This is a genomic window from Mucilaginibacter lappiensis (assembly GCF_050433765.1).
Lineage (GTDB): Bacteria > Bacteroidota > Bacteroidia > Sphingobacteriales > Sphingobacteriaceae > Mucilaginibacter > Mucilaginibacter lappiensis_A.
In genome coordinates this window covers 877,574-890,828 of the sequence record NZ_JBNPWP010000002.1, presented here as the reverse complement: position 1 = coordinate 890,828, position 13,255 = coordinate 877,574, and the positions used below count along the sequence as shown (strand labels likewise).

Sequence of the window (13,255 nt, the reverse complement as noted above, 5' to 3'; positions counted from 1 at the left end):
GCAATAAATTAACATGCCCCATCTGCCGGGGGCACCAAAATTATGATCGAAAAAACACTAAAAACTACCGAAGGTAAATTACGGGTAAAAATCCCCACGCAGCTGCATGATGTTACCCTGGGGCAAATGATAGCCATACAGGAAAACCCGCAGCTAAACGACATTGAGGCGATCAGCATTCTTTCGGGCATCCCAACCAATGACCTGTATAACGTAAAAAACATGGAGGATTTCCAGCTCTTTGGTGATGCGGTGCTCTCTTTATCGTACCAGATCAAATACCTTTATAACAGCGAGGACATTCCAAAAGAAGTCACTTTCATGGTAGGTGAAGCCAGTGAAAAATCCACTCAAAAAAAGGTAAAAGTAATACAAAACCTTTCGGTTGAACCAGTTGGAGCATTTATGGCGGCAAGGGATATTATTGCCGAAGAAGTAAATGCACACATTAAACAATATGGCGATGAGAATTGGAAGGAAAATTTTAATCCATCATTAAACGCCTGCTGCCAGGTGTTGGCCCATTACTTTTTTTGCCGTGCAACCGGTAAAAAATACAATGAATACCAGGTCGAAGAATTTTGTAACGAAATAAAAAAAATGCGGGTAACGGAGGCACTGCCCATTTCGAAGCATTTTTTTACCTGTTATCCCAGCTTGCAGAAACCGAAAACCAGCTTTTGGCATCGGCTGTTACAACAGTGGAAAAACGTGCTGGTATTCAATCGTTCGAAAAGTTTAAGTACATCAATACCATAAATTCATTAGCTGGCGGCGACATCACCAAATGGAATACTATAATGAACATGCCCTATGAGCGTGTGCTCACTAAGTTGCTGCTCAATAAAACTGAGGCCGAATACCAGAAAAGATATAGTGAGCTGATTAGCTCCTAATCCTTTTGAGCTCTACGAACAGATATTAAACAAAGTCCATCCCTGTTAGACAATTAAACATTAAAATACTCCCCCTTCAGGGGGTTGGGGGGCTAAATTTTATGCGTAATCAAATAGAAGCTATAGTGCAAACACTTATCGGCAGTCCGTCATTCGCTTACGGTACCCAAACAGAGCTCAACACCATTGGCGATGATGCGGCCTTCCCCTGTGTATTTATGTACCCTTTGCAGCCCATTGAGGTATCACCACAGGTTAATGGCTCGGTAGATAATACCTTTACGATCTACCTTGAATTTTTATACAAAACTGATTTCGGCCAATATACTGCCGATAATGAAACCTATGTGACACAGGCATTGCAGTTAGCCAATGAATTTATTGTAAAAGCATCCAGATACCGTGAAGGCGAAGGTCGTTATTTTCGAATCAGAGCCGGTAGCAAAGCCCGGTGCCTGCCTGTCTACAATAAGTTTGATGTCAATACAAGCGGTATAGGTTTAACTATCACTCTGTCAACCATGTACTTTGATGTGTTTCAATAATAACGCCTTACTAACCATTAAAACTCAAATCGATGAGCATTATAGCTAAAATAGAAGAAGTTAACTGGGTAAGCTCCTACCCCGACCAAAATGGAGGTGAAATAGACAGTGCCGACGTGTTGATATCAATAATTGATACCGATACCGGCCAATACACCAATGGGAACAACTGTATAGTGACCTATCAATTAAATGAAAATGGTGTAATAAATACCAATACGGTAATAGTTCCGGGTCAATCCGTAAAAATTGACAGTGGTGTATTAAGAGAAAGCCATTATAATGAACATGGCGAGCAAACATTCAGCAGTTATAAAATATACTCCATACTGTCTTTAAAGGCAGGCAGCGGTCCGCCGCCTAATAATCCGGGGGTATGTGATCTGAAGATAAATTTTGTACATATCGATAAGCCGGAATCGGCCATAGGCGCTGCCGACGCGCAGATCACCGTTAATGCCACGTCAAGTTATGGCCCTATTCAGTACAGTAATGATTTTGGCGCCACCTGGCAGCTATCGCCAATATTTACCGGCCTAAGCGGTGGCCTGGTGCAGCCATTGGTTAAGGATAGCAATCCCTTAGGCTGTACGGACCAAACTTCGATTAATGTACCTGTAATTTCAAATCTGCTCGTTGCCGATCCCTCGGTAACATTCACCGGTGGCAATGTGTCCCGCTGGAACGCGGCTTTCAATCCTATTGTGTTCACTTACCAGCGCAAGGATTTTGGCGTCATCAGTATAAAAGTGGATAACGAAAAAGGATATGCCAAAGTAGTTGTCAACACCTCGCTTATTGATCCGGGCACTGCCAAATACCTCGTTAAACAGGGCGATAAAGTATACCTAAATGCAGCGCCCTATCAGGGCATTTATGAAGTTGATAAAGCAGGCAATAACAACGAAATAACTATAAAAGCCTCTTTTATCAGCGCTGCCAGCGGATACATCAACATGAATAGCTTACGCCCATATTATAATGTAATTACGCGTATAACCTATTTTGATAAGCTTACGGGACTTCAAAACACCATTCAATCAGTCAACCGGCCTAATAACGAGGGAATAATAAAGGCCGACCTCTCCAACTTTTTGCAAAGTTTATTGCGCCCCAATGATAACAGTGATTACACCCTGGCTAATTTCAGGGATGATAACCTGAGTGCCAGCTATCAGATAGCATATGCCGAGCACTATGATAATAACACAGCAGATGGTTATACATCTGCCTTTACAACCCTTCCTAACCCCTACTATGTAGTTTATGCCGCCAAACAATTAGGTGAACGTTATGGGGGCAACCTGGCCGCTTATGTTCCTTTCAGGCAGGTGTCTGACACTACCCAGCTTGCCCGCTGGGTTACTGACTTTGCCGAACCCGCCTACTCTATAGATTATCCTTTTGACATTGGCTTTATTTACAGCGATGACCTGCTCGGCGTTCAGTTATATTGCGACCTTATTCTGCTTGATATTAACCGGAACCCGCTTGCCGGCGGCCCACAAACCAGCTACCTGCTTAACGAGGATAGCTCATGGCTGCTGAACCAGGATGGGGGTAAATTTATTATTGCTAACCAAACCCAGGCAATCACGCCTTTACCGGCGCAGTTGGGCTTAAATCGTTTGCGTATAAATGGCAGCTTTCCGCGCGAGGCTTTTTACCTGAATATCGTCCTCAAATATGATGATGGAGATACTGCGCATGCCGTAACGCAAACTCAAACCATCAGGATCGATGATGCAATTGACGACAATTCCATATACCTGCGCTGGATAGGCTTGAGTGGTTCTTGGAACTACTACCGTTTTGTTTTTAACCAGGAGGTTAGCCTTGATGTACAAAATGCCGTGATCATTAAAAATTTTGTAAGCGACTGGGAGAACCAGGAAGGTATTGAGCAAGTGATCAGCAAAACGGCAGGGCAAAAAATGAAGGTAATGGCCGAGGATCTTTCAGTCAATGATATCAAAGGACTGCAATCCATTAAATACTCGCCAAAAGTGCAAATGCTGGTGAATAAAAACCCGGTAAAATGGCAAACCATCGTGATCAATACTGCCACCTACAGCGAGTACGAAACCCGCAATGGCCAGGCCCCATTTAGTGTAACGTTCAATATGCCATCCATCAATATACAAACACAGTAAAATAAGTCTTTAGTCGTAAGTCATGAGCTCTAAGACTTGATTTTATGATAACGACTTCGTACTTAATACTCACGACTTTATACTTAATATGAACCAAATACAACTATACCTCAACAACCAGCTGGTTGACCTTAGCGATGATAGCCCTATTGCCCTCACCTTTCAGATTAATAACCTGGCCGAGGTACAAAACCAACAGGGCAATACCAGCAATCAGTTTAAACTACCATTAACCCAGCGTAACCGGCAAATACTTGGTTTTCCTGACGATATAGCCTTTACTACGCTGTCGCCCTATGATAACTATGAGGCTAAAATTATACAGAATGGCCTGGAGATCATCCCCAATGGCATAGCCCAGCTTAACCTCATTGAGCAGGATACTGCCAGTATAACCGTATTAAGCGGTAATGTTGATTTTTTTGACGCCATTGATGGCAATATTTATGACATGGGCGATAAAGACTCTGTTTACGGTGCTAACAGGCCTTTTGAAGTTTATGAACACGATTGGTCGCTAAGCAACGTAGCAACATCTCAAATCCGTACAGATGGGTGGATATGGCCGGTAATTGACTACGGAAACCTTATTTATGATAATGCAGGACAAAATGAAATTAATGTACGTAACATGCGCCCGGGCTTTTTCATTAAAACCGCTATAAACCTTATGCTTAGTTCCAACGGCTATAAGGCAACCGGCTCGCTGCTAAAAAACCCCTTGTATCCCCTGCTCATTGCCCAGTTCAGCAACAGCGATTTTGAGCATGGCGCTAATTATCAAAACCAGGTTGACTTAAATGGGTGCAAAGTAGCAAACGGAAAAGATCAGTTTGAATACAGAAAACGCGATTCAGGACTACAACCAGGCGGCGAATTATATTTTTCAGTTATCAGTGCAAACCCTAACAATCATTTTGCAAACAACAGGTATACTTCAAGCGAAGCTGTAACCGTTGATGTCGTACTTACTATGCCTGTAATTGATTTTTACGGCAAGGTTACGGGAAAGCATCCCAGTAGTGTTGATATCAGCATTGTGTTGGATATGCCCGGCCAATCACGGCAGTATTTAACAAAAACAACTTTTGATTTTACAGGCGGGTACGACCGCAGGGAAGAAGGTACATCGGGCAGCAACCTGTTTGCATATAAAACATTCCGTAATAAAGTACTTACCGCATCGCAGGTAGAACTTGTTGCAGGACAGCAATTATTGTGCATTTATGATTTTCATGGCGATGCGCAATATAGCCTTACTGTATATAAAGGGGCTACATTTGAGGTGTCGGCGCAAAATCAAAAAGTGCTATATAGCCAAAAGGTTCAATGCGAGCGCATATTTCCAGACATCAGTCAAAAAGATCTTCTTAAAGATACTTTGCAGCGTTTCGGTATCATTTGCCAAACTGATAATACTACGCGCACTATAAATTTCGCATCGTTCAGAGATATTCTAAACAACGTACCTGTAGCTAAAAACTGGACCAAACAATGCCTTGACCAGGGTAAAACCATAGCCTTTCAATTAGGTGGCTACGCGCAGATAAATTATATGAAATACAAAGAGGACGACGGTGTATTGCCAAAAGGCCTGGCCAATTCCCAGATAAATGTGGCCGATAAAACACTGCCTGCCACTGCCGATTTGTTTGAGAGCCAGTTTGCACCTACCCTAAACCGCCCGTACATTGGTGGCTCCATTGCTCAAATAAAAATGATTGACATTAATAGTGATAGCAGCGATTTTGACATTGGCGTATCGCCACGTATACTGATTGATCAAAAACTTGCACTAAATGGCAAGGTTGTAAAGTTTACTGATGGCAACAATAGCATTATGGTTAACGATACCCTATCTGTTCCCTATTTTTATAAACCCGATGGTGATTACAATCTTTGTTTTGGCGATATGCCAGGCGCGGGAGTCAATACTACACTTTCCGGTTTAAAAAGCACCTATTACCCCGAGCTCGGGAAAATACTACAGCAAACCAAAAAGGTAGTACGCTATTTTCTGTTAACCCCGCGCGATATCCTGGATCTCGATTTGCTCATACCCGTTTACCTGGAACAGGATAGTGCCTATTACTACATCAATAAAATTGACAGCTGGCGAAGCGGGCAGCCTACTAAGGTAGAGTTGGTAAAGCTGGGCTAAGAGAACAAACCGTGTGTTATTTCCTCCACTGCGTCATCTGCGTAAAACAAAATAGTGAACGAGCCCGGGATCTGGGTAATAACCAATATATCTTCGCGCTTGATATGGTTCTCGTTTATAAACCGTGTAAGGCGTTCGTGAGTGCTAAAGTAATCGGATTTTAAAACGATCATATGGATAGATTTTTTTGAATAAGATTATAAGCCAGATATTTTGTTACAGGTTTTGATGATAGTTATTTAGTTTGGCCAATATTATCATTATCCTGAAATTATTTATACATGACCCTAAATATTATTTGGAATTGATCAATCTATTATTTATTTTTACTAAAATAATTAGCAAAACCTAACTTTATGCCCCATTTGCAAAACGCCGATCAGTAAAACAATCTAATAATACCATCTTAACCAAAAATAAACGCCGGATATTAATTATAGGCATAACCCTGACAAAATGCCTGACAATTATATAATTGCAGATACTAATATTTACATATTTACCTTCGGGATATCTGCCAGCGATCCATCATTATTTTAATTGAATAACATATACGGGTTAAAAAATACATCTAATTTATGCCATTGGGCATTATAAACATTTAGTTTTATGGTAAATCAAAACAACAACGGTATAACAATAACCGACGATGACATTAAAAAAGCAAAAGACTATAAAGATGCTATGGATGCTTTAAAAAACTCCATCAATGGAGTTAATAGTAAACTACCAGAATTTTCTGAGGGCTTACAAGCCCTTGCTCAAATCAATAGGTGAAAAATCGATATAAATAATTGGTAGTTATTTACAATACTTATCAATTTCATCTTTGGAAAATATTTTTTCACCTAAATCAAGTGCCTTGTGAAAATCTAAACATGCACCGTTCTTATCGTTCATTTTTATTTTCAGCTCACCCCTTCTATAATAATAATAGCCCTTAGGCTTTGAAAGCTTTATACCTTGATTATAATCGTCTAAAGCACCCTGATAGTCTTTAATTTGTTCTTTAACATCGGCCCTGGCTAAATAACCACCTTTTAAATTAGATTTATCATCAATACACTTGGTATACGCTTTTATAGCACCATCATAATCTTTCAGGTTATCTTTCGCAACGCCTATTCCATAATTTACTTCTTTAATTGTTGGGTCAAGCTCATGTGCTTTGTTAAAATCAATTAGTGCCCCGGAATAATCTTGTAACCCCAATTTAGCGTGCCCGCGATTAACATAGGCTGCGGCATAATCAGGCTTCAGAGTTATAGCTTTAGAATAAAGCTCGGCGGTTATCTTGTAATTGTTGCCTATATACAAGCTATCGTTAGCTTCTTTAAAATAGGACTCGGCAGAGCGACTGCAGGAAAAAAGGGAAAATAATGAAATAATAAGCAGTGATAATTTTAGATTTTTCAATTTAATATAGATAAGGTTATTGCTAACAAATATAGTAATTACACAAAAACAGCCAAATTATTTTGTAATTCAATTTTCATTCCATACAAATATTTAATACATGCAAAATCAAAACAATAGCGCCGGTATAACCGACGACGACATTAAAAAAGCAAAAGACTACAAAGATGCCCTGGATGCTTTAAAAACATCTATAAGCGGGGTTAACAGCAAACTGCCCGAGTTTGCCGAAGGCTTACAAGCCGGGCTCAAAGCTATAGGCGAGAAACTTCCTGAAGTGGTGGATGCCATGGTAAAACTCAACGCCCAGAATAAAGAACTTGCAGCATCGGGGCAAAAACCCAAAAGTGTTTTTGCTGAACTGGCCTCATCTATGTTTTCCTGGAACTCCATCATATCGGTAGGTATTACTTTGCTTACAACGTATAGTGGTGTAATTATAAGCTGGGTGGCTGATATGCTAAAAGGACAAACCACATTATCAGCTTTAGGAAAGGCCATGAAAGATAATAAGATCATCATGGATGCGCTGATTCAATCCAGATCAAATGGTGACAAAAATGCACAGCAAGAATTGGTACAATTAAAACTACTATACAGCGCAACTCAAAATCATACGCTTTCATTAAAAGAGCGTCAAAAGGCTGCAAATGAAATACGGGATCAATACCCTGGTTATTTTAAAAATATATCTAACGACATAATCTTAACAGGTAATGCCACAAAACAATATAATGATCTATCCGCTGCAATTATCGCATCTTCAAGAGCCCGGGCAGCAGAAGAGATAATGGTTAAAAATCAAATCAGGCAATTTGGCAATAACGATACGATAAAAAAGCTCACCCCTCAACTTGAAAGCCTCGAAAAACAACTAAATTCAATCCAAAAACAACATGACAAATTAGAAAATATGCCAGTTAACGGTGGAAGCACTTTTGGAATGGGAACCGATTCAAAAGACGCAGCAGGGCCAGCCACCATATCCAGACTTACCCAGGAACGCGATGTAATTAGAAAATTAATTACTGACCATGTTGCTGATTCAAAACTTTTAAATGGACAGAATGAGGTTTTAGTAAAATCAATCAATGATTATATACAAAAATCCGGGGTGCAGGTAATTACTGGTTTAAAGAAGGGTAGTGACCAGCAAAATCAAATTATAACCACACAAAAGATTAATCAAACAAAATCGCTTACTGATAATGAGGAAGCCTACACAGATTACCTTACTAAACAACTCCTGCAAACTACAAATGCCTTTAATAAAAAGTTAGAACAAGATCATAATAACTACACTACAGAGCAGGCTGCTTTAAAAAATTTGCTCGATAACAAACTCATAACCCAGGAACAATACCACCAGGAAAGCCAGCAACTGGAAGAAAAATATCACGTAAGCATTGGTGAGATCATTAAGCGGATGGATGCTGAGCAGCTGGCAAAAGTACAGCAACAGCAAAAAGACCTGGTTGAGGCCCAACAGCAAAAAGAGCTGTTAGCTAAATATCAGCAAAATGTAAACAGGGTTATACTACCCGGCAGTAAACTCGAAGCCGAAAAACAGCTGATTACTGATAAATATAATTTCGAGATTCAAAAGGCCGCTGAAGCAGGTAAAGACACCGCCGAGATCAGGAAACAGTATGAACAGGAAATTACCGATGCTATCCAAAAAAGTGAGCAGCAACGCAAGGATTTTGCCCTGCAAACTGCCCAACAGATCTCAGATAAGGCTTTTTCCATCATCGGTAACAACATCAAATCGCAAAGCGATGCCAAAATAAAAGGACTTGAAAAAGATAAAGCTGCCGAGCTAAGCAATAAAAACTTAACAAGCACCCAAAGGCAGGCCATTGAGGCTAAATACCAAAAACAGGAAAATGCCGAAAAGATAAAAGCCTTCAAGGCAGAACAAAAGGCATCTATATTACAAGCCGTTATCAATGGCGCGTTGGCGATTACCAAAGTCACTTCGCAAGCCGGTATGTTGGCTCCCTTTGTTATTCCCGGCATTATTGCTTCCACAGCCATACAGGTAGCCACTATTGTGGCGCAAAAGCCACCACAATATGCCAAAGGAGGTTTACATTACCAGTCGGACGGGCGTGGGGCCTTGCTGCCAGGTTACAGCCGCACCGATAACACCAATGCTTTCCTGCGTTCGGGCGAAGCTGTGGTAGTGTCTGAGGCTATGCGCAATCCCTGGGCACGTAATCTGGTTAGCGCCATTAACGTTGCCCATGGCGGCAGGGATTTTTCGGCACCCGATACCGGGAGCGGCTATGCCATAGGGGGGATATTTACTGATGGCGGCAATGCCAACCGGTACTACAATCAGCCGGTTAATGATGTAAAAGATCTGGCCAACACCCTGGCCTACCAAATGATCAACAACTTCCCCCCTATTTATGTGGATGTGAAGGACGTAAACAACCAGCAAAACATACTGGCCCAAACGGTTAACAGGGTAAATCTGTAAGCCCCTCGGCCCCTGAAGGGGGGGGGGTAAAATCAAGGTCAATAAATAATTTCAAACCAAACCATTAAAAGCATCCCCTTTAGGGGACGGGAGGGGCTACTCATGAATATCCAACTTGCAAACACACTCTTTGATGAAGGGGTATTTTCGGCCATGTATAAGGCTGGTTTCATCACCACTAAAATATTTACTTATCGCGAAATTTATCTCTGGATACACGCTCAGATGCAGATCCGCGGCATCAGCAAAAACCAGGCGGTACTGGAGGCCGAAGTAAAGTTTGGTAAAGACGAACGCACTGTATGGCGGGCCTTGAATTGTTTTACACAATAGATTGTCTGAACCGGGATTTTTAGGATTAAAGGATTCTCAGGATTTAAACAATGCAAATAAAAATCCTAAAATCCGATAAATCTGCTTTATCCCGGTTCAGACAAAAATGGCCACTGACAAACTACTGTCATCATTGCATTAAACAATTGTCCCGATATTTGAATATCAATTCGTCTGAACCAGGATTTATGGGATTAACAGATTACCAGGATTAAAACAATACAGATCAAAATCCAAAAATCCGATAAATCTGCTTAATCCCGGTTCAGACAAAATACAACTACTGACAAACTACTGTCACCATTGTATTAAACAATTGTTCCGATATTTGAATATCAATTAATCTGAACCACGATTTACGGGATTAACAGATTACCTGGATTAAAACAGCGCAGATCAAAATCCTAAAATCCAAAAAATCTGCTTAATCCCTGTTCAGACAAAATACAGCCACTGACAAACTACTGTCACCATCAAGGTAAAAACAAATTCTGATCTTTGAATTATGCCAATCAGCATATTAAACACACAGGCAACTCTGCTCGTTATTAACAAGCCAGGCATACTTCAAAACAACTGTCTGAATCAGAATTTTCAGAATTAATGAATTCACAGAATTATTGTCACCTGTTCTGTTAATTCTGATTCTAACAAACTCAAAACTCATTACACACAATCCAACACTCAAAAAAATGAGCTACAAAATTTATTTATACGATACCGAAACCGATTGTATAGGTTTGGGCAGCCTGTCATCTGCTTACATACAACAACAACTGGCAGCGGCAGCCGGCGATGATGTGGATGTACACATCAGCTCAGTAGGTGGCAGCGCCTTTGATGCCATAGCCATTTATGATCTCCTTAAAAAATATCCCGGCAGGGTAACTACATATATTGATGCGCTGGCCGCCTCGGCAGCTTCGGTTGTGGCAATGGGCGGCCAGCAGGTGGTGATGAGTAAATACGCCTTGCTCATGATCCACAAGCCGATGGTAGGCTCTGGCGGTAATGCCGATGAGCTTTTAAAAGATGTGCAGATGTTAAATGTAGTGCAATCGCGCCTGGCGCAGATCTACATGGACAAATCCGGGTTGGACGGAGTTACTATAAACAGCCTCATCAACTCCGTCACCTGGATGACTGCCGACCAGGCACTTGATCTGGGTTTTATTGACCAGGTAGATGATTATAGCACAACCATTATCAACAGTGCCCTCATCCAAAAATACACCAACACCGCGCCAGCAGTTTACCAGCGATGCATAAACAAAATCTTAAACAATAAAAACAACATGAACATCGAAAACAAAGAACTTATCGAGAAAACCACGTCGGTTTTAGACAAGATCATGAACTTCTTCAAAAAAGTGGTGAACAAACAAACCATTACTGACAAAGGCACCCTACACCACACAGGCGACATGGACACAGGCACCGAAGTGTACCAGGACGAGGACATGACCACCCCTGTCCCTGCCGATACTTACACCACTGCCGACGGTAAAAAGATTGCCGTGGAAAAGGGACAGGTTCAACAAGTAACCTCTGCCGAAACCGATCCTAATGCCGATGATGAAGACGACGACCTTCCCGACAACAAGCTAAAATCATCTAAAAACCCTATAGAAATTCAAAACCGCGTTCAACAACTTAAAGCCCGGCTACATGCACAAAACGCCTTATTAAGCGAAGCCAGGGTAGCTCTGGAAGATGCAAACAATCGCCTGCAAAAAACCCATATCGAAGTAAAAAACGAAATAAAATCAAACTTCACTCCCGAAGGTTCCAAACGCAGCAACAAAGCAAAAACCGAAGCCGCGCCCTTCTTCGCCCCTCAAAGCGAAATAGCTAAAAACGCGGTAAAAAGAGCGGTAGCCCCCCTAATCCCCTAAAGGGGGAACCTTAAAAAACAACATTAAATAATATAACCTCTTTCCCTAAAAGCAAACATTTAAATCAAAAGCTCCCCCTTTAGGGGGCTGGGGGGCAAAACCTTTTTATGGCTCAATTTACATTCACTAACAACACCTATGCCGGCGAAGCGCTGGCCGGATTCATGGCAAGCACGCTGCTGGAAGCCGATTCCGTAAAACGTGGTCTGCTAACCGTAATTAACGACGTAAAATCGCGCAAGGTTATACTTGATGTTGATGACGACGTTGTACTGCAAAACCCATCCGGTTTGTTTACCGATCAGGGCACAACCGCTCAACAAACTGAAAGCTACCTTGACCCGGTAGTGTACGAATTTATGAAGCAGGAACAATGGGACAAGCTTGCCCAATCATGGGAAGCACAAGCCCTTAAACCCGGGGCTTTTATGGACTATGAAGGCATCGTTGACCTATCGGACTTTATGGTGCAACGTTACTTAACCAAAATACAAATAGCCAACGAGCGGTTATACTGGTTAGGCAAAGGCGCTACTAAAGAGGCTGCATTTACAGCCGCATTCCCTGGGCTGTTACCAACTATCGCTGCAGCATCAGGCGTTTACAAGGTTGACTTGAGCAAACCGGCAACCTCTATGGCTGCCACAGCTATTGACGCCAGCGGTGTAGTTACCGTTGCAGATACAGCTACCCTATCTGATGGCGACGTGGTGACTATCACCGCGGTAACCGGTACCAGCAAGGATACTACAAATGGTGCTTCAGGCGCGCCAAATGTACAGGGGCAATCGTACTTTATTAAAGTAGCCAGCTCAACCACTTTTAAACTGGTGCGCAACTACAATGAGGTAAATACCCGCAAACCAGCAACCTTTAGCGGTACGGCAACGGCAGCTACGGTAAGCTACATCAATGCAAGTAATGTACTGGGTGTTTTAACAAGCATTTATGCCCAGCTTGATCCTGCAGATCGTAGTCAGCCCGATTTTAACCTGCAGATACCTTTACACGTTGGCTATGCTTACGCACAGGCCCAGGCCGACAAGGCGGTTAATGTACTTAACGCCTTTACTGATCCTAAAAAAATGGATTACCTGGGCTTACCATTACAGCTCATGAACCACTGGCAGGCTAATACCATCTTGGGTGCACGTTCATCAAACTTATTCCTGGGTGTCGATCTGCTTGGCGATGCTTCTGAGCTATCAACGGTTTACATGAAGCCTTACACTAATGATAACGTTGTGCGCATGAAAGCCCGTATGAAGGCCGCTGTAAACTACAAATTTGCCAACGAACTGTTTTATCTGAGCGCGTAAGTCAAATTACTGAGTTATCGAATTATTGAATTGAAGCTCTTCAGCAATATTT

11 protein-coding genes are annotated in these 13,255 nt (G+C 41.7%); 9 read left to right on the top strand and 2 right to left on the bottom strand.

What is annotated here, in order from left to right:
* Positions 1-42 precede the first annotated feature (42 nt).
* From M2273_RS09175 to M2273_RS09160, 4 genes are all read left to right on the top strand, one after another.
* Positions 43-759 carry a hypothetical protein gene (locus M2273_RS09175; RefSeq protein ID WP_429395726.1) on the top strand — a complete coding sequence of 239 codons (717 nt, stop codon included), beginning with the start codon at positions 43-45 and terminating at the stop codon, positions 757-759.
* A gap of 238 nt (positions 760-997) precedes the next feature.
* The gene (locus tag M2273_RS09170; protein WP_429395723.1) at positions 998-1,441 is read left to right on the top strand and encodes a hypothetical protein; all 444 of its coding nucleotides are present in this window, start codon (positions 998-1,000) and stop codon (positions 1,439-1,441) included.
* 32 nt (positions 1,442-1,473) lie between these two features.
* The gene (locus tag M2273_RS09165; RefSeq protein ID WP_429395721.1) at positions 1,474-3,594 is read left to right on the top strand and encodes a hypothetical protein; all 2,121 of its coding nucleotides are present in this window, start codon (positions 1,474-1,476) and stop codon (positions 3,592-3,594) included.
* A gap of 88 nt (positions 3,595-3,682) precedes the next feature.
* Positions 3,683-5,755 (top strand): hypothetical protein, encoded by a 2,073-nt coding sequence (locus M2273_RS09160; protein ID WP_429395718.1) that lies wholly within the window; start codon positions 3,683-3,685, stop codon positions 5,753-5,755.
* Here the strand turns inward: M2273_RS09160 and M2273_RS09155 are convergent.
* Complete coding sequence (locus tag M2273_RS09155) at positions 5,752-5,928, bottom strand: hypothetical protein (protein ID WP_429395716.1); 177 nt, start codon at positions 5,926-5,928, stop codon at positions 5,752-5,754. The genes M2273_RS09160 and M2273_RS09155 overlap by 4 nt on opposite strands.
* 436 nt (positions 5,929-6,364) lie before the next feature.
* Here M2273_RS09155 and M2273_RS09150 point away from each other — a divergent pair, with 436 nt between their 5' ends.
* Positions 6,365-6,532 carry a hypothetical protein gene (locus tag M2273_RS09150; protein WP_429395713.1) on the top strand — a complete coding sequence of 56 codons (168 nt, stop codon included), beginning with the start codon at positions 6,365-6,367 and terminating at the stop codon, positions 6,530-6,532.
* Between the two features lie 24 nt (positions 6,533-6,556).
* Here the strand turns inward: M2273_RS09150 and M2273_RS09145 are convergent, their stop codons facing one another.
* Positions 6,557-7,171: a tetratricopeptide repeat protein gene (locus M2273_RS09145; protein ID WP_429395710.1), complete on the bottom strand. Its 615-nt coding sequence runs from the start codon at positions 7,169-7,171 to the stop codon at positions 6,557-6,559.
* A 100-nt stretch (positions 7,172-7,271) separates the two neighbouring features.
* On the opposite strand from M2273_RS09145, the gene M2273_RS09140 reads away from it, so the two are divergent.
* The 4 genes from M2273_RS09140 (at position 7,272) to M2273_RS09125 (ending at position 13,203) form a co-directional block, all read left to right on the top strand.
* Complete coding sequence (locus M2273_RS09140) at positions 7,272-9,656, top strand: hypothetical protein (RefSeq protein WP_429395707.1); 2,385 nt, start codon at positions 7,272-7,274, stop codon at positions 9,654-9,656.
* A 102-nt stretch (positions 9,657-9,758) separates the two neighbouring features.
* Positions 9,759-9,989 (top strand): hypothetical protein, encoded by a 231-nt coding sequence (locus M2273_RS09135; protein WP_429395705.1) that lies wholly within the window; start codon positions 9,759-9,761, stop codon positions 9,987-9,989.
* Between the two features lie 692 nt (positions 9,990-10,681).
* Positions 10,682-11,884 (top strand): head maturation protease, ClpP-related, encoded by a 1,203-nt coding sequence (locus M2273_RS09130; RefSeq protein ID WP_429395702.1) that lies wholly within the window; start codon positions 10,682-10,684, stop codon positions 11,882-11,884.
* A gap of 107 nt (positions 11,885-11,991) precedes the next feature.
* On the top strand, positions 11,992-13,203 hold the full coding sequence (locus tag M2273_RS09125) for a hypothetical protein (RefSeq protein ID WP_429395699.1): 1,212 nt from the start codon (positions 11,992-11,994) through the stop codon (positions 13,201-13,203).
* Positions 13,204-13,255 lie beyond the last annotated feature (52 nt).